Annotated in this window: 18 protein-coding genes, 2 tRNA genes and 1 rRNA gene; 12 read left to right on the top strand and 9 right to left on the bottom strand. The window is 54.7% G+C overall.

The features are described 5' to 3' along the window. The 3 genes from rrf to dkgB all read left to right on the top strand — a co-directional run bounded on the left by rrf (position 1) and on the right by dkgB (position 1229). Positions 1-115, top strand: a 5S ribosomal RNA gene (gene rrf / locus WFK85_RS22190). Positions 116-170: 55 nt separating this feature from the next. Then, positions 171-247, top strand: a tRNA-Asp gene (locus WFK85_RS22185). Positions 248-422: 175 nt separating this feature from the next. Next, the gene (dkgB, locus tag WFK85_RS22180; RefSeq protein WP_008457256.1) at positions 423-1229 is read left to right on the top strand and encodes a 2,5-didehydrogluconate reductase DkgB; all 807 of its coding nucleotides are present in this window, start codon (positions 423-425) and stop codon (positions 1227-1229) included. Between the two features lie 6 nt (positions 1230-1235). On the opposite strand, the gene yafC is transcribed toward dkgB, so the two are convergent. Then, complete coding sequence (gene yafC, locus WFK85_RS22175; protein ID WP_336709690.1) at positions 1236-2138, bottom strand: DNA-binding transcriptional regulator YafC; 903 nt, start codon at positions 2136-2138, stop codon at positions 1236-1238. Positions 2139-2242: 104 nt separating this feature from the next. On the opposite strand from yafC, the gene WFK85_RS22170 reads away from it, so the two are divergent. From WFK85_RS22170 to WFK85_RS22160, 3 genes are all read left to right on the top strand, one after another. After that, on the top strand, positions 2243-3418 hold the full coding sequence (locus WFK85_RS22170) for an MFS transporter (RefSeq protein ID WP_166876476.1): 1176 nt from the start codon (positions 2243-2245) through the stop codon (positions 3416-3418). A gap of 146 nt (positions 3419-3564) precedes the next feature. Next, on the top strand, positions 3565-4368 hold the full coding sequence (locus WFK85_RS22165) for an endonuclease/exonuclease/phosphatase family protein (RefSeq protein ID WP_008457262.1): 804 nt from the start codon (positions 3565-3567) through the stop codon (positions 4366-4368). A gap of 71 nt (positions 4369-4439) precedes the next feature. Further along, positions 4440-5207 (top strand): class I SAM-dependent methyltransferase, encoded by a 768-nt coding sequence (locus WFK85_RS22160; RefSeq protein ID WP_336709692.1) that lies wholly within the window; start codon positions 4440-4442, stop codon positions 5205-5207. Between the two features lie 46 nt (positions 5208-5253). On the opposite strand, the gene mltD is transcribed toward WFK85_RS22160, so the two are convergent. Then, positions 5254-6624, bottom strand: coding sequence for a murein transglycosylase D (mltD, locus tag WFK85_RS22155; RefSeq protein WP_336709694.1), 1371 nt, complete (start codon positions 6622-6624; stop codon positions 5254-5256). Positions 6625-6694: 70 nt separating this feature from the next. Next, on the bottom strand, positions 6695-7450 hold the full coding sequence (gene gloB, locus WFK85_RS22150) for a hydroxyacylglutathione hydrolase (RefSeq protein ID WP_336709696.1): 756 nt from the start codon (positions 7448-7450) through the stop codon (positions 6695-6697). Positions 7451-7485: 35 nt separating this feature from the next. On the opposite strand from gloB, the gene WFK85_RS22145 reads away from it, so the two are divergent. Further along, entirely contained in the window at positions 7486-8250 is a 765-nt protein-coding gene (locus WFK85_RS22145; protein WP_166994247.1) for a methyltransferase domain-containing protein, read from the top strand. Here WFK85_RS22145 and rnhA read toward each other — a convergent pair. Beyond that, positions 8204-8680 (bottom strand): ribonuclease HI, encoded by a 477-nt coding sequence (gene rnhA / locus WFK85_RS22140; RefSeq protein ID WP_039290486.1) that lies wholly within the window; start codon positions 8678-8680, stop codon positions 8204-8206. The genes WFK85_RS22145 and rnhA overlap by 47 nt on opposite strands. A gap of 66 nt (positions 8681-8746) precedes the next feature. On the opposite strand from rnhA, the gene dnaQ reads away from it, so the two are divergent. Both dnaQ and WFK85_RS22130 read left to right on the top strand, forming a co-directional pair. Then, complete coding sequence (gene dnaQ / locus WFK85_RS22135) at positions 8747-9478, top strand: DNA polymerase III subunit epsilon (protein WP_008457272.1); 732 nt, start codon at positions 8747-8749, stop codon at positions 9476-9478. Positions 9479-9612: 134 nt separating this feature from the next. Continuing rightward, positions 9613-9689 (top strand) — tRNA-Asp (locus tag WFK85_RS22130). A gap of 112 nt (positions 9690-9801) precedes the next feature. Here the strand turns inward: WFK85_RS22130 and WFK85_RS22125 are convergent. After that, positions 9802-10725 (bottom strand): DMT family transporter, encoded by a 924-nt coding sequence (locus tag WFK85_RS22125; protein WP_008457273.1) that lies wholly within the window; start codon positions 10723-10725, stop codon positions 9802-9804. A 146-nt stretch (positions 10726-10871) separates the two neighbouring features. Continuing rightward, positions 10872-12365, bottom strand: a complete 1494-nt coding sequence (locus WFK85_RS22120) for an NCS1 family nucleobase:cation symporter-1 (protein ID WP_336709697.1) — start codon at positions 12363-12365, stop codon at positions 10872-10874. A 143-nt stretch (positions 12366-12508) separates the two neighbouring features. On the opposite strand from WFK85_RS22120, the gene WFK85_RS22115 reads away from it, so the two are divergent. Genes WFK85_RS22115 through puuE form a run of 3 tightly spaced genes read left to right on the top strand, consistent with a single transcriptional unit; the run spans position 12509 to position 14936 of the window. Then, positions 12509-13222: a GntR family transcriptional regulator gene (locus tag WFK85_RS22115; protein WP_008457275.1), complete on the top strand. Its 714-nt coding sequence runs from the start codon at positions 12509-12511 to the stop codon at positions 13220-13222. A 2-nt stretch (positions 13223-13224) separates the two neighbouring features. Then, a complete protein-coding gene (gene hpxA, locus WFK85_RS22110) occupies positions 13225-13962 on the top strand; it encodes an allantoin racemase (RefSeq protein WP_008457276.1) in 738 nt (245 codons plus the stop codon). 17 nt (positions 13963-13979) lie between these two features. Continuing rightward, positions 13980-14936 (top strand): allantoinase PuuE, encoded by a 957-nt coding sequence (gene puuE, locus WFK85_RS22105; protein ID WP_336709699.1) that lies wholly within the window; start codon positions 13980-13982, stop codon positions 14934-14936. Between the two features lie 460 nt (positions 14937-15396). Here the strand turns inward: puuE and hpxZ are convergent, their stop codons facing one another. Genes hpxZ through hpxX form a run of 3 tightly spaced genes read right to left on the bottom strand, consistent with a single transcriptional unit; the run spans position 15397 to position 17342 of the window. Beyond that, positions 15397-15780, bottom strand: coding sequence for an oxalurate catabolism protein HpxZ (gene hpxZ, locus WFK85_RS22100; protein ID WP_336709701.1), 384 nt, complete (start codon positions 15778-15780; stop codon positions 15397-15399). After that, on the bottom strand, positions 15781-17157 hold the full coding sequence (locus WFK85_RS22095; RefSeq protein WP_166994253.1) for an AtzE family amidohydrolase: 1377 nt from the start codon (positions 17155-17157) through the stop codon (positions 15781-15783). Next, positions 17154-17342: an oxalurate catabolism protein HpxX gene (gene hpxX, locus WFK85_RS22090; protein WP_008457287.1), complete on the bottom strand. Its 189-nt coding sequence runs from the start codon at positions 17340-17342 to the stop codon at positions 17154-17156. Before hpxX ends, WFK85_RS22095 begins: the two co-directional genes overlap by 4 nt. Positions 17343-17353 lie beyond the last annotated feature (11 nt).

The raw sequence follows: 17353 nt of genomic DNA, 5'->3' as shown, positions 1-17353 counted from the left end.
CTGGCGGCCGTAGCGCGGTGGTCCCACCTGACCCCATGCCGAACTCAGAAGTGAAACGCCGTAGCGCCGATGGTAGTGTGGGGTCTCCCCATGCGAGAGTAGGGAACTGCCAGGCATCAAATTAAGCAGTAAACCGGGGCAACAAACCGGTGGTTGTAGAAAAATTCGGTGGAGCGGTAGTTCAGTCGGTTAGAATACCTGCCTGTCACGCAGGGGGTCGCGGGTTCGAGTCCCGTCCGTTCCGCCACTTATTTAAGCCCTGAGTCTTAGACTCAGGGCTTTTTTGTTTTTAAATTTCATCACACACGGCGGCATTGTTGCTGATTTAGCAAAAATCTTCTGCATTTATCTGCCTTTTTCATCAAAGTTCTCCCCTGCATACTCTGCCTCATACAAACGCACACCCTATAATGAGGTTAATAATGGCAATTCCTGCATTCGGTCTGGGCACTTTCCGCCTGAAAGACGACGTCGTCATCGCATCGGTTAAAACTGCGCTGGAACTGGGCTATCGCGCAGTAGACACTGCTCAAATCTATGATAATGAAGCGGCTGTTGGTCAGGCCCTGGAAGAAAGCGGTATTCCGCGTGATGAACTGTTTATCACCACCAAGATCTGGATCGAAAATCTGAGTAAGGACAAGCTGATCCCGAGCCTGAAGGATAGCCTGGCGAAACTGAATACTGATTATGTCGATCTGACCCTGATCCACTGGCCATCACCAAACGACGCCGTACCGGTTGCTGAATTTATGCAGGCGCTGTTGTCGGCGAAAGAAGCGGGTCTGACTCGCCAGATTGGGATTTCGAACTTTACGGTTGAGCTGATGCAGCAGGCCATTGACGCCATTGGCGCTGAAAATATTGCGACTAACCAGATCGAACTGTCGCCATACCTGCAAAACCGTACCGTTGTTGAGTGGGCAAAACAGCATAACATCCACATCACGTCTTACATGACGCTGGCGTATGGCAAGGCACTGGCAGACGAAACGATTGGCCGCATTGCACAGAAGCATCAGGCGACCCCTGCTCAGGTGATTCTGGCGTGGGCGATGGCTCTGGGTTACGCAGTCATTCCTTCATCTACCAAACGTGTGAATCTCGAAAGCAACCTGCAGGCGCTGAACTTGAAGCTGGATGCAGAAGACATGGCGGCTATTGCTGCTCTGGAATGCAATGACCGCCTGGTGAGCCCGGAAGGGCTGGCACCTAAGTGGGATAACTGATCCTGATTACGGCCCTGAATGGGGCCGTTTTACTGCGTCACTCAGAAAATCAATAAATGCACGAATACGTGTACTGACCGCCCGGTCGCTATAGTACACCGCACTGAAAGGCATATTGACCGGCAAAAGTTTATCGGCAAGCACCTCAACGAACTCTCCGCTCTCAATCTCTTTATCAATCATAAAATCCGACAGGCAGGCAATGCCGTTTCCCGTCAGGCAGAGCTGCTTAAGTGTCTCGCCACTATTCGAAGATAACCCAGGCTTAATCTCAAAAAGCTGCCCATCCGCTTGTGAAACAGGCCAGCGGTTAAGAGATGACGGCTCGGTAAAGCCCAGGCAGACATGATTCATCAAATCGTCGGCAGTCTCCGGCACACCGTGTGCCGCCAGATATTCAGGTGATGCAATAATCTTGCGATAACTGCTAAAGAGTGGGCGAGCACGTAAGCTTGAGTCGGTTAAATTGCCCACGCGGATCGCCACATCGACTTTGCGTTCGATGAGGTTAATGAAGGTTTCTGAAGAGACTAGCGAGAGCGTCATTTCCGGGTAGCGTTCGCGGAACGGTTTTATCAGCGGCATCAGTAAATGCAACATTACCGGCGTTGCGGCATCAATGCGCAATAATCCCCGCGGCGTTTGCTTACTTTCCATCACTTCATTTTCGGCTGCGGCCATCGCCTGCAGAATCTGCTGCACGTTACGGAAGTAGCGTTCACCTTCCTCCGTCAGGCTCAGCTGCCGGGTTGTGCGGTTGAGCAGGCTTACTCCCAGCTTCATCTCCAGCTTTTTAACCGTTCTGCTTACCGCAGAGTTAGCCTGTCCCAGCTGTTCTGCTGCGCGGCTAAAACTCCCGCTTTCTACTACGGCAACGAAAATCGCAAGTTCTTCCGATGTAGCCTTCATTGTTGCTCCACAAGCAAAATTCTATTGAGATTTTACATATTTTTGTTATTTAAGCATCCCGCCATACTGCGTGTCATCAAAAGACACCTGTTATGGAGTAAATTATGCCTCTGGCGCTTCTGGCACTGACAATCAGTGCTTTCGCAATCGGTACTACCGAATTTGTGATTGTCGGGCTTGTGCCGACCATCGCTGAACAACTCGCGATCTCCGTGCCGTCGGCAGGATTGCTGGTTTCTATCTATGCCCTGGGCGTAGCCATTGGCGCGCCTGTCCTGACCGCTTTAACGGGTAAATTGCCGCGTAAACAGCTGCTGATCGGGCTAATGGCTCTCTTTACAGTGGGTAACGTTATTGCCTGGCTGTCGCCTAATTACGAGACCCTGGTTGTGGCACGTCTACTAACTGGCCTGGCGCATGGCGTGTTTTTCTCTATTGGCTCGACGATTGCGACAAGCCTTGTGCCTAAAGAGAAAGCTGCTTCGGCGATTGCCATTATGTTTGGTGGCCTGACGGTAGCGCTGGTGACCGGCGTGCCATTAGGCACTTTCATCGGGCAGCATTTTGGCTGGCGTGAAACCTTCCTCGCGGTATCGGCTATTGGCGTGATCGCGTTAATCAGCAGCATGATCCTTATCCCGAAAGATATTCCTAACCGTGCGATGGCGGGAATAAAAGAGCAATTACAGGTACTAACGCATCCGCGTCTGGTACTGATCTATCTGGTTACTGCTCTGGGCTATGGTGGCGTGTTCACCGCCTTCACCTTCCTTGCTCCAATGATGCAGGATCTGGCCGGCTTCTCACCTTCTGCGGTTAGCTGGATCCTGCTCGGTTATGGCGTATCGGTGGCTATCGGTAACATCTGGGGTGGTAAACTGGCGGATCGTCACGGTGCGGTGCCGGCTCTGAAATTTATCTTTGCCGCTCTGGCTGCGTTACTTCTGGTCTTCCAGTTCACCGCGCATTCGCATGTTGCTGCCTTGCTGACTATTTTGGTGATGGGTGTTTTTGCTTTCGGCAATGTGCCGGGATTACAAGTTTATGTTGTCCAAAAGGCTGAGCAATACACGCCCAACGCGGTAGATGTTGCCTCTGGGCTCAACATTGCGGCCTTTAACGTAGGGATTGCCCTGGGCTCCATCATTGGCGGTCAGACTGTACAGAACTTCGGCCTGGCGCAAACGCCCTGGATTGGCGCCGTGATTGTTGTTCTGGCACTGCTGTTAATAGGCTTAAGTGGCCGACTCGATAAGCAATCACGGGTTGCCATCGGTTAAGTTTTATCCTTCCGGAGCGTGATTGTTTACGTTCCGGAAAGGCAATGGTTTGTAATGGTCGTTGAAAGTCTGCGCTAAAGTCCCTATAACTGAAAGATAGCCTGCGAGCTGCAGGCAAGTTGAGTTACTGAGGTCGTTAGCCAAACGTGCACAAGAATACCTATGCCATGAGATATGTAGCCGGACAGCCAGCAGAGCGCATTCTGCCTCCTGGCTCGTTCGCGACTATCGGCCAGGCATTACCCCCCGGTGAACCTTTACCCGGTCAGGACACAATTCGCGTTCTGGTGTGGAACATCTTTAAGCAGCAGCGGGCCGACTGGCTTTCAGTGCTGCAAACCTTCGGCAAAGACGCACATCTGATGTTGCTCCAGGAAGCGCAAACGACGCCTGAGCTGGTCAGGTTTGCGACTTCTAACTATCTGGCTGCCGACCAGGTTCCTGCCTTTGTTTTACCCCAGCATCCTTCTGGCGTGATGACGCTGTCTGCAGCCCATCCGGTATATTGCTGCCCACTGCGTGAACGCGAGCCGATCCTGCGCCTGTCTAAATCAGCTTTGGTCACGGTCTATCCGCTGCCAGACGGGCGCATGTTGATGGTGATTAATATCCACGCCGTCAATTTTAGCCTCGGTGTCGATGTCTACAGCAAGCAGTTGGGGCCTATTGGAGACCAGATAGGGCATCACAACGGGCCGGTGATCATGGCCGGTGATTTCAATGCCTGGAGCCGTCCACGCATGAACGCGCTCTTCCGCTTTGCCCGCGAGATGACGCTCCGTGAAGTCCGCTTTACTGACGATCACCGCCGCCGGGCGTTTGGTCGCCCTCTTGATTTTGTGTTCTATCGTGGCCTGAACGTCACCGAAGCTTCGGTGCTGGTGACTCGTGCATCAGACCATAATCCGCTACTAGTTGAATTCCGTCCCGGCAAGCCTGAGCTGAAATAAGGTTCGTCAGGTCTGCCGTTGGGCAGACCTGTGCGCTGCCCTTTTTCTCACTTAACCGCAAGGACATAACGATGACAACGCAATCCCATCACGACAAAGTTGGCCAGCAGTTTGGATCTCAGGCCAGCGCCTATTTGACCAGTACGGTTCATGCTTCCGGGCGCGATCTGGAGCGGCTTAGCGCAAGGCTGAATGACTTCCCTCATGCCACGCTCCTGGACATGGGATGCGGGGCAGGGCACGCCAGCTTTATTGCCGCGGCTAGAGTGAAATCGGTGGTGGCTTATGATCTGTCCGAGCAGATGCTGGCGGTCGTTGCTGAAGCGGCAACAACGCGCGGAATAGCGAATATCGCGACGCGTCAGGGATACGCGGAATCATTGCCGTTTGACGACGGTATTTTTGACGTGGTGATCAGTCGCTACTCAGCGCATCACTGGCACGATGTTGGCCAGGCGCTGCGCGAAGTAAAGCGCGTGCTTAAGCCCGGTGGTATTGCCATCTTTATGGATGTGACCTCGCCAGGCCATCCGGTTAAGGATATCTGGCTGCAAACGGTCGAGGCGCTGCGAGATACCTCGCATGTGCGTAATTATTCCAGCGGAGAGTGGCTTAGCCTGTTCAATGAGGCGGGCCTGGTCACGCACAGCGTGTTGTGTGACAGGTTGAATCTGGAATTTACCAGCTGGATCGCCAGAATGCGCACGCCGATAGTGTTATCGGACGCAATCCGCGCCTATCAAAAAAGCGCCTCGGACGAGGTGAAACAATACTTTGAATTGCAGCGGGACGGCTCATTCACCAGCGATATCATCATGCTGGAAGCGCGAAAGGCATGAGGTAAAAAAGAAAAGGCACCGTAAGGTGCCTTTTTTGTTCTGGCTATCAGGTATCCGGCGAGCTGTTGCCGCTGACAAACAGCGTCAAACGGTCACCCGGTCTCAGGTCATCGGTACCGCTGTTCCAGCGCATCACATCTTTGATGTTCACGCCGTGACGTTTAGCAATACTCGACAACGAGTCGCCTTTGCGCACCTGATAAGTGATGCTGCTGTTATCAGCCAGCTGCGTGGCGCCACCTTTCACGCTGAGCGTCTGCCCAACTTTGAGGTGCGAACCGCGCAGGTTATTCCAGCCCTGCAAATCCTTAGCATTCACACCGAGGCGTGAAGCAATGCTGGACAGAGTATCCCCTGAACGCACTTTATAGGATTTGTTGCCACCCGCGTTGAGGCGGTTATCCGCCACCAACGTTGGCTGTAAAGCATCGATTTCACCTGAAGCCAGAGAGGCTTTCAGCTGCTCGGCATGCTTTTTCGGCACCATCACATAGCGCTGATTTTTCCCAACGGTGGTGCTTTTCACGCCGGCGTTGAAGGTCTTCAGGTTGGTGAGCGACATGCCTGCCATTTCGGCGACCTGCGTTAACTCAACCGGACTGCTTACTTCAACACGCGCCAGCGCGCGGCTTTCATCCGTTGTCGGCAGACGTACGCCGTACTTCTGACTGTTTTTGAGTATGTCACTCAACGCCAGCATTTTCGGTACGTAGATCTTTGTTTCACGTGGCAAAGCCAGCGACCAGAAATCGGTAGGTTTACCCCGCGATTTGTTCGCTTTAATAGCATTCAGCACGCGGCCTTCACCGCTGTTGTACGCCGCCACGGTCAACAACCAGTCGCCGTCAAACATCTTGTTCAAACGCTGCATCATATCCAGTGCGGCAGTGGTGGAAGCCACTACATCACGGCGTGCATCGTACGCTTTGGTCTGCTTCAGACCGTAATTGCGCCCCGTACTTGGGATAATCTGCCAAATGCCTGCGGCATTTGCACCAGACGTCGCGTGGGGGTCAAAAGCGCTCTCCACTATGGGTAGTAGTACTAGTTCCATTGGCATGTTGCGTTTCTTAACTTGCCCGGCAATCCAGTACATATACGGCTCTGCCCGTAATGTTACATCGTGGAGATAGCTCTTATTACTCAGGTACTTCTGTTTCTGTTCGCGGATACGGATGTTTTCCGGTATCCCCATCTTTAGCTCGTTGCCGATGAAGTTCCACAGGTTTTGATCTTGCGCGAGGAAGGTTCCATCATCCATCCATCGCGCGGAGGTCGCTCGACCCGTGTACTTTCCTGCTTCACCTTGACCAGCTGCAGACAGACTCTGTGCGTGCTGTTGAATGTTGGCATCATGCTTTGACGCCTGGCACCCGACAAGCAAGACAGAGGCGAGTAGTATCGCTTTTGCCTTCATGTGTGTGTCAATGGTTGCTTAAAAGACGAGCGATGATACCGTCGCCTTTTCGACAACACAACCAGAATATTCAGAAGCTGTCCTTCTTTGTCCTTAACCAGGCGAATATCTCATGGGGTTGTTGCAAGTTTGTTTCTTTTTTTATTTCTTCTTTTAAAACAACATCTTCAGTGCGTAAAAAAATATTTATTTCACGTTCAGTTTGCAGGGAAGACGGCAATGTTGAATGATTTTTTGCGCGTAACTCCTTAACTTTTCGATAGTATCCCGTTAAATGCTCATCATGGGGTAGAATACTTAAGGCAAACTTTATGTTCGATTCCGTATACTCATGTGCGCAACAAATCAGTGTATCGGCGGGGAGTTCATTAAGCTTTTGAAATGAATTAAACATCTGATCTGCCGTGCCTTCAAAAAGCCTTCCACAGCCGCCTGAAAACATTGTGTCGCCGCAAAATAGATAAGGAAAACTAAAAAAGGAGATATGTCCTAAAGTGTGACCAGGTGTTGCTATCACGCGAAATTCACGCCCAAGCAGACTAAACTTATCCCCTTCGCCCACGATCTGAGTGGCGCCTTTCTGCCGGGTTTCCTCCGGGCCGTAGACCTTAATCTTCGGAAACTTGTCCTTTAATTGCTGAACGCCACCCACATGATCGGCATGATGATGGGTCAGCAGAATGGCCTCTGGCTGCCAGCCGTTTTCCTCTATTCCCCTCAATACCGGTGCGGCGTCGCCAGGGTCAACGATCACACATTTTCCCTGCTCGTTATTAAGCACCCAGATGTAGTTATCCTGGAAGGCACGAATACTGTTAAGATTCATAGTTCAACCTCTCTATGGCCATTAAGAAGGTAGTGATGAAACCGGCAAGGATACCTGAGATTATCACTTCCCCCCATCATTGGGCGCAGCTGCGGTGGGGAGAACACTATCGGGATGCGCTCGAAGAGCAGCTCCGCCCGTGGCTGGCGAAAATGTTCGGCTTTCACTTATTGAAAATTGGCAACCTGAGTGCGGAAGTGAACACCGAAGCGTGTGCGATTTCGCATCAGGTTAATGTGGCCCTGCAGGGTGAACACCTACAGGTTAATGCCGATCCTCTGCACTTGCCTTTTGCGGCGAAGTCGGTGGATGCTTGCCTGTTGGCCCACACGTTACCCTGGTGCCCTGATCCCCACCGCCTGCTGCGGGAAGTGGATCGTGTCCTGATCGACGACGGTTGGATCGTGCTCAGCAGTTTTAATCCCATTAGCTTGCTGGGGCTGGGGAAAATGGTCCCGTTCCTGCGTAAGCGTGTGCCTTATAATAGCCGAATGTTTACCCCCATGAGGCAACAAGACTGGCTGTCGTTACTGAATTTTGAAGTGATGTACCGGCGCAGTTTTCAGGTCCTGCCCTGGCATAAGCAAGGTGGGCGTTTGCTGAGTACGCATCTGCCGGCGCTGGGCTGTATGCACGTTATCGTGGCGCGAAAACGCACGCTGCCGCTGACGCTGAACCCAATAAAAAGCCGCAAAGCGAAAAATCAGATTCGCTCGGCGGTAGGGGCCACGCGGCAGTACCGCGAAGCCGTTGCTAAGGTGCCGCCGCGTCCGGCTGATAACCCACATCCTCATGAGTAGGGCGGGAGGCTGCGTTGCGCGCCAGTTCGTCGCAGCGTTCGTTCTCCGGGTGGCCAGCATGCCCTTTGACCCATTCCCACTTAATCTGGTGATGGCTCAGGGCGGCGTCCAGGCGCTTCCATAAATCGACGTTTTTCACCGGCTTTTTATCTGCCGTCTTCCAGCCGCGTTTTTTCCAGTTGTGGATCCACTGGGTAATGCCCTGGCGGACGTATTGGCTGTCGGTGCTGAGGACCACATCGCAGGGTTCGATCAGCGCCTCAAGCGCGACGATAGCGGCCATCATTTCCATGCGGTTATTGGTGGTGAGACGAAACCCTTCGCTGAAGATTTTCTCGTGCTGCTTGTACCGCAAAATTGCCCCGAAGCCGCCCGGCCCTGGATTCCCCAGGCAGGAGCCATCGGTGAAAACTTCTACCTGTTTACGCATCTCTGGTAGACTTCCTGTGATGAAAACGTCAAGTCTGACACAAACGAGCGCGATGAGCACAGCTATATGATTTCTACCCCCACCAGACAAATAGTCCTCGATACCGAAACCACCGGTATGAACCAGATCGGTGCTCATTATGAAGGGCATCGCATTATCGAGATCGGTGCGGTTGAAGTGATCAACCGTCGCCTGACGGGCAACAACTTCCACGTCTACCTCAAGCCCGACCGGCTGGTGGATCCGGAAGCCTTTGGCGTTCACGGTATTGCGGACGAGTTCCTGGCGGATAAGCCGACCTTCGATCAGGTTGCAGACTCGTTCCTCGACTACATTCGCGGCGCCGAGCTGGTCATTCATAACGCCTCGTTTGATATCGGCTTTATGGACTACGAGTTCAGCAAGCTGCGGCGCGACATTCCTAAAACGGATACCTTCTGTAAGGTAACCGACAGCCTGGCAATGGCCCGTAAGATGTTCCCGGGCAAGCGGAACAGCCTCGATGCGCTCTGCTCTCGCTATGAAATAGACAACAGCAAACGTACGCTGCACGGCGCATTGCTCGATGCCCAAATCCTGGCCGACGTTTATCTGATGATGACCGGCGGGCAAACGTCACTCAAATTTTCTATGGAAGGTGATGTGCAGCAGCAGCAGGGCAGCGGCGGCATTCAGCGCGTGGTACGTCGTGCAACAGGTATGCGGGTGATCCACGCCAGTGATGAAGAGCTGGTGGCCCATGAATCGCGCCTTGATTTGGTGCAGAAGAAGGGCGGCAGCTGCCTCTGGCGCAGCTAAAAATAGCCAAAACGAGTTAAAAATCACCACTCAGGTGATTTTTGCGGCAAACGGTTAATTTTATGATAAAAAGCGTTGACGGTTATCGGGGCAATCCGTAATATCCGCTTCGTTCCCGACGGGGAACAAAACGCGGAGCGGTAGTTCAGTCGGTTAGAATACCTGCCTGTCACGCAGGGGGTCGCGGGTTCGAGTCCCGTCCGTTCCGCCACAATTCAGAAGGCCTGAGTCAGCAATGACTCAGGCCTTCGTCGTTTCTGTCTTTCTTAAAAATCCACCTAACCCCCGCGCCGCAATCGCGCAAGGGCTGGCTGAAACCACCTCTAGTGCCTGCTGGCCAACGCCACGCCTACCAAAATAGTCGCAATCCCGATGATATGGAAAAGATGCAGCGTTTCGCCGAGAAATACCAGCGACAGCACTACGCCAAAGACTGGGATCAGGTGAATGCTAAGCCCGGCACGTGCGGCGCCGACGGCTTCCACGCAGCGTCCGTACAGCAGATAGGAAACAAAAGAGGGGAATGCACCGAGGAACACGACCGCTGAAATCGTCATGGTATTCCAGTGTGGCACAGCCCCGGTGCTCATTTCATGCAGCCACAGCGGCAGCGTCACCACCAGCGCGATAGCCACCTGAACGCCCAGCAGCCCCATGCGGCTAATATCGGAAGGAATTTTTCGGATCCACAGCGTATACAGCGCAAAACAAGCCATGGCCGCCAGCAGCATCAGGTCACCCGATGAAAACGCCATTTGCAGCAGCCCGTGGATATCGCCCTTAAAGATAATAAACAGCACGCCGCAGCAGGAAATTGCCAGGCCGACCACCTGCTTAACGCTGAGCTTGTGCCCAAAGAATAGCGCACCAAACAGCATAATCAGCACCGGTATACAGGAGTTAAGCAACAGCGCGTTGGTACTCGAAGTGTGGTGCAGGCCGATATAGACCAGCAGGCTAAAGCAGACGATCCCCGTCACCGACACGGCGACAATCCAGCCCAGATACTCCCGGTAGCGACGAAAGTCTCTTTTTATATAAGGCAGCGCAAACGGCAGAATCACTATGAGCGCCACCAGCCAGCGCATAAAGGTGAGCCCCACCGGGGGAATATCATTGCGAACGGCTTTGCCGACGATGTAATTGCACGCCCAAAGCAGCGGCGGAATAGTGAACAGGAGTAAAACATACCAGGCCGACGGCTTATGGGGGGCAGCCTCAGTGGCCGACTTCTTACTGCTGAGCAAGGGACTCTCCTTTGATACGGGATTTTGCTGGAAAAGGCGAAGGGAGAATATATCACTCGCGCTTAGCCAGCCGTCGTCTCAGAGAAGAAAAAGAGTATGTCTGGAAATGAAAAAGCCTGAACCCCTTCGGGCCCAGGCCTCAATGTTTACTCTTTGGAGGTGGCGACGCGGCCAGCAAAACCGGCAGCAACGCTGACTTTTTCGCTACGGGCCAGCCAGCGGTAGCAGCTCAGGCCGAGGAACACGCCGATAAACCAGCTGAAGTTGGCGACTTCATGCAGCGAAGGAATAAAGCTGATGGTCAGGCAAACGGCAACCGAAGGCACCAGGGCGATAATCGCTTTCGGGTTAAAGCCTCGGCTGTACCAGTAGCGGCCTTTCGGCGTGTCGTTAAACAGATCGTCGACGTGAATTTTACCGCCTTTCACCAGGTAGAAGTCCGCCAGCAGGATGCCGAACAGCGGCCCAATGAACGAGCCCAGCACATCCAGCGTGTAGTGGATAAGTTCCGGGGACTGGAACAGGTTCCACGGCGTCAGCAGCACAGAACCCACCGCGGCGATCATCCCACCCGCACGGAAGCTGATCTTCTGCGGAGAGCAGTTAGAGAAGTCGAACGCCGGAGAAACAAAGTTCGCCACGATATTGATCCCGATAGTCGCGGTGATCATCGTCAGCAGGCCAATCGCCATCGCGAGGCTGTTGCCGATATGGCTCACGGTTTCGATCGGGTCGGTGATCATTTTGCCGAACAGCGACTGAGTACCGGACACAATCACCACGGTGACAATAGAGAACAGCAGGAAGTTAAACGGCAGGCCCCAGCGGTTGCCGCGGCGGATCTCATTCATGCTTTTACCGTAGCGAGAGAAGTCGCCGAAGTTCAGCAGCGGGCCGGAGAAGTACGACACCACCAGCGCGGTGGCGGTGATCATCTGCCACACCTGCTCGCCGGAGCTAAGCTGTTTGCTGGCTAAGGTAAAGGAGATGCCATCGAAGCCGGTCTGATACAGGATCCAGCCTGCCAGCGCCATCATCACGATGTATACCGCAGGGCCCGCGATATCAATAAAGCGCTTAATCGCATTCATCCCGTGCCAGAACACCATCGCCTGCAGCACCCACATAATGCCGAAGCAGACCCAGCCGAGCTGAGACAGGCCGAGGAAGCTGACGCTGGTCATCGGCGCAAGCGTTGGCCAGAACTTCAAGAGCACCAGCATTAAAGCGTTAGCGGCCAGGTAAGTTTGTATCCCGTACCAGGCGAAGGCGATAAGCCCGCGGATCACCGCCGGAATATTCGCGCCGAAGACGCCGAAAGCCTGGCGGCAAATCACCGCGTAAGGCACGCCCGCCATCTGGCTGGGTTTGGCGACCAGGTTGGCACAAAACTGCACGATGCAAATCCCTGCCAGCAGGCAAATCAGTACCTGCCAGCTGGCCAGCCCGAGCGTAAAGAAGCTGGCTGCCACCACGTAGCCGCCCATGCTGTGTACATCCGACATCCAAAACGAAAAAATATTATACCAGGACCAAGTCTGGTGGCGGGTTGGGGCCAGGTCATCGTTGCACAGGCGCGGGCTGTAGCCGGCGTTGGCACTCTCTTTCATGGCTGTTGCGTTGTTCTCTATACCTGGCATGGGATCTGCTCCTATAAAAACAGAAGATGGATTACGTCTGCCATAGGTATTGCAGGAACCAGGCCAGGTTTGCATTTCTTGTATTCAATTATCAGTGATATTGTATACAAATAAAAAGTGCCTGGTGCTAACAGGAGAGGTGAATGAAGCGTGATTTCGGGGTGACAGCCCCAGCAGAACTGCATGATAAAGAAGCCGTTATCTGGCAATCGCTGATGACGGCGATGGTCGAACACCAGCTACCGCCGGGCAGCAAACTGCCGGAAGAAGCGCTGGCGGACGTTTTTGGCATTAGCCGAACCGGGATCCGTAAAGTCTTAACGCGCCTCGCAACGGTGCAAATGATCACCCTGCTGCCCGGGCGTGGTGCATTTGTGGCGATGCCGGACGTCGAAGAATCAAAAGCGATCTTCCAGACACGCTCCGTCCTCGAATGCGCCAACCTGCCTCATGTCCTCGAGCATCTTCAGGCGCCGCACCTGGCCGCGCTGCGTAAAATCATCCAGCAGGAAGAAAAAGCGCACCGCGACGGAGACGGGCCGGCGGCCATCCGCCTTTCAGCGGCGTTTCATATTCAGCTGCAGGCTATCTCCGGCAATGCCGTGCTGACGGAAATGGTCACCAGTTTGACGCACCGCTCCTCGCTGGTGATCGCTGCCTGGGGCGCGCCGTGGCAGCGGGGCTGCCGCTGTGACGATCATGAACACCTTATCGATCTGCTGCGTAAAAAAGACATTGAGCCGCTGACCCTGGCGATGAAGCACCACTTCGATCACATTGTTTCCAGCCTGCATTTTGAGCGCAGCGGTGAAACCACCCCAGACTTCGCCCGCCTCTTTGGCACCCGACAGGAATAACCATGCCCCAGCCTATTATTCAAGTGATCAACCCCAATACCAGCCAGGCGATGACGCACACCATTGCTGAAGCCGCGCGTAGCGTTGCCGCCCCCGGTACGCAAATCCTCGCGACCTGTCCGGAGCAGGGCGTGGAGTCAATAGAAGGGCACTTTGACGAAGCCATTGCGGCCATCGGTGTGCTGGAACAAATTCAGCAGGGCAAAGCACAGGGCGCGAGCGGGCACGTCATCGCCTGCTTTGGCGACCCTGGGCTGCTGGCGGCGCGTGAGATAGCCAGCGGGCCGGTGATTGGCATTGCCGAAGCGGCCATGCATATGGCCACGATGGTCGCCACCCGCTTCTCTATTGTCACCACGCTGCCACGCACGGTGATCATCGCCCGCCATTTGCTGCAGCAATACGGCTTCGAGCATCACTGCGCGGCGCTGCATGCCATCGATCTGCCCGTGCTGGCGCTGGAAGACGGCACCGGGCTGGCCCAGCGCATGGTGCGTGAGCGCTGTATTCAGGCCAAAAAAGAAGACAACAGTGGGGCGATCGTGCTGGGCTGTGGCGGCATGGCAAACCTGGCGAAAGAGCTGACCGAAGAGATCGGTATCCCGGTTATCGACGGCGTCACCGCGGCGGTGAAGCTGGTGGAGTCGCTTGTTGCGCTGGGGATCGGCACCAGCAAATTTGGCGATCTCGCTTATCCGAATAAAAAGCCGCTTTCCGGCTCTTTTGCTCGCCTGGGTTAAAGTTGAAGAGGCCAACTATGACGGAAGAACAAAAGCGTAATCGCTACCCTTTTACCGAAAACTACCCGCGCGATCTCGCCGGTTATGCCGGCAATCCTCCCCATGCGCAGTGGCCGAACGGCGCGCGTATTGCGGTTCAGTTTGTCCTGAACTTTGAAGAAGGGGCGGAAAACAACGTGCTGCACGGCGACAGCGGCTCGGAACAATTTCTCTCCGACATCATCGGGGCGGCCAGTTTCCCGGACCGCCATATGTCGATGGACTCCCTGTACGAATACGGCTCCCGGGCAGGGTTCTGGCGTATCCATAATGAATTCCAGAAGCGCGGTCTGCCTCTGACGGTGTTTGGCGTCGCCATGGCGCTGGCCCGCAACCCGGAGATCGTGGCCGCGATCAAAGCCGCTGACTACGACGTGGTCAGCCACGGCTGGCGCTGGATCCATTATCAGAATATGGACGTTGCCACCGAGCGCCAGCACCTGCATCAGGCGATGGAAATCCTGGAAGATCTGTTTGGCTCACGCCCGCTCGGTTGGTACACCGGGCGCGACAGCCCTAATACCCGCAGGCTGGTGGTTGAGCAAGGCGGTATCCTGTACGACAGCGATTACTACGGCGACGATCTGCCTTTCTGGAGCAAAGTGGCCTGCGAAGACGGCAGCACCAAACCTCACCTGATCGTGCCGTACACGCTGGATACCAATGACATGCGCTTCGCCACCGCGCAGGGGTTCAATACCGCCGAGCAGTTTTACACCTACCTGAAAGACAGTTTTGACGTGCTGTATGAAGAAGGCGACACGGCACCGAAGATGATGTCTATCGGCATGCATTGCCGCCTGTTAGGGCGACCGGGCCGTTTCCGGGCCTTGCAGCGTTTTCTGGATTACGTGCAGCAACATGAAGGGGTGTGGATTTGCAGAAGGCAGGACATTGCCGAGCATTGGGTGAAGACGCACCCGTTTGTTGAATGATGTTATTGGCCTTCCCATTCTTTTGTGGATGCCATTTTTATACAGATATGTCTTTGAGGCTCGTTTCTGAGATATTTGTTACTTTGTTGCTGTTCAGTTCACCCGTATCTCTGCTTCCCCTGCACGTTCAGAGCACGGTGAACCTGTCAGGGAGATAACGCCATCTCCCTGACAACCCTGGCCGCCCGGCTAGCTCAACCCCGCCTGAGTTGGGTCATAGCCGGAGGCTGAGAGCGTCGGGAACGCATCTCAGCCGACCGAGGACTGGGAGATAAAACGGAGGTCTGCCGATTCAGCGGTCGATTTATTTCGCCGGGAGCCCGGGGTCTTAGGGGAGTGACGGTGACTCCCCTAAGACGTTCACCTGTATGGTGGCAACATATGAAGCGGTATTTAAGGTGAACGGAACACGACATGGGCTTTCATAAACAGAAGATTTTTATGGTGAAGAAACAGACTATCACCCCATTAAACTTACATGCGCCGCCACAATCTTCCAGCCTGAGGCAAACCGGACCCAGGTCTGCATCTGGCGGCCAATCTTATCGCTGCCTTCTCGGGTAAACTCAGTGCTCGCCACCGCGAGGTCGTCGCTGAAGGTGGTGATAACGGTATTTCTCAACTGGCGACCCAGCCCCTTCGGCGAACGCCCGTTGCGGAAAGCGCGGATCTGCTCAATGCCATAAAGGTTTTCCGTTGCGCCAAAACGCACGGTGCGAGCATCCTCCCAAAACAGCTCATCCAGAACGGCGACGTCATTGGTAATCAGCGCCTGCTCGTAGCGATAAAATGCCGCAGTGACTTCATTTAAAACGGCCGGGCGGTCGATATTATCTCGCATCATTTAACTTACCTTCGTCTGTAAAATACCCTGAGATTCCAGGCGGCGAGCGGCCTGCAAACACACGTCTTCCCGCCACGGTGCGGCAATTAATTGCACGCCAATCGGTAAACCGCTGGCCGCGACCAGCGGGGCGCTGACAACCGGTAATCCCAGGAAAGAGATTGGCTGCGTCAGGATGCCCATGCTGGCTTTGACCGGGATATCTTGCCCGTTGATATGCATGGTTTGCTGCCCGATAAGCGTGGCGCAGCATGGCGTGGCGGGGGCAACAAGCAGATCAAAATGGTCAAACAGCGGCAGCGTGCGATCGCGGAACCAGGCCCGGAAGCGCTGAGCCTGGGTGTACCAGGCCGACGGCGTCATGGCCCCCGCCAGCAGGCGTTCGCGCGAGTTAGTTTCGAAGCGCTCAGGGCTGGTTCGCAGTGCGGGCAGGTACTGATTTCCCCCTTCGGCGGCGGTCAGCAAAAAAGCCGCCGAACGGGCGAGTTCGGCTTCCGGCATAGAAACTTTTTCCGTAGCCTGGAGCGCTTTGGCTACCCGGCTAACGGCTTCTTTGGCATCTGCGTCACACCAGCTTTCAAAGAAACCCTCCAGCACCGCCACGCGAAGCGGCGTATCACGCTCAAGCGCTGCGCAAACCGGCTCAATGGCGCGCGAAGTCTGAAAAGGATCGCTACTGTCGTACCCTTGCAGCACATCGTAAACCGCCGCGACATCCTCCACGCTCCGAGCCAGCGGGCCGATATGGTCGAGGCTGGCGACAAAAGGATGGCTGCCGCCGCGCGACAGGCGACCAAAAGTCGGCTTCAGGCCCACGAGCCCGCAAAGTGAAGACGGGACGCGAATGGAGCCGTTGGTGTCGGTGCCAAGGGTGAAGTTCACCATGCCCGCAGCTACAGCTGCCGCTGAGCCGCCGGACGAGCCGCCCGCAATACGCGACAGATCGTGCGGGTTTTTGGTGGCTCCGTAATAACTGTTTTCCGTGGTGAAGCCGTAGGCATAGGCATCCATATTCAACGCCCCGCTTAGCATTCCCCCCGCTTTTTGCAGCCGTGTAATAGCGAAGGCATCTTCAGAGGCCGCGGGTTGCCCGGCAAACAACTCCGCACCTGCAAGGGTTGTTACCCCTTTAATGTCGAAAAGATTTTTTACCGCGTAAGGCACGCCCGCGAGCGCTGGCAAAGGGCTGCCGCGACCGATCAGTTGGTCTACCGAGGCCGCCTCTTCCAGAAGACGATCCTGGGTGATTTCCGTAAAGGCATTAAGCTGCGGGTTTCGCTGCTCAATCTTTGCCAGCGTTTGCCGGGCCAGTTCGGTAGCTGAAAAATCTTTGTCCCGCAGTCCCTGCTGGATCTGTCGGATAGAAAGGGCAGTCATAGCGTATAAACTCCGGCGGTTTCCTGGCGATCGGCAAGCGGGAAGGCCATCAGCGGTCCAGCCATGGCCGCAATACGTGTCAGCTGCAACTCCAGCTCTTTGCGGCGCTCGTCGGTCAGCGGCACGGCGAGCAGTTGCTCCATCAGGACAATGTAGTGCTGCCAGTCAAAAGAAGATTGGTTCATTGGTATTTTCC

Origin of the sequence: Cedecea sp. VD22 (assembly GCF_037150195.1) — a bacterium.
Classification (GTDB): Bacteria; Pseudomonadota; Gammaproteobacteria; order Enterobacterales; family Enterobacteriaceae; genus Cedecea.
The sequence above is the reverse complement of the archived record's forward strand: the minus strand, read 5'-3'. Positions and strand labels throughout refer to the sequence as shown.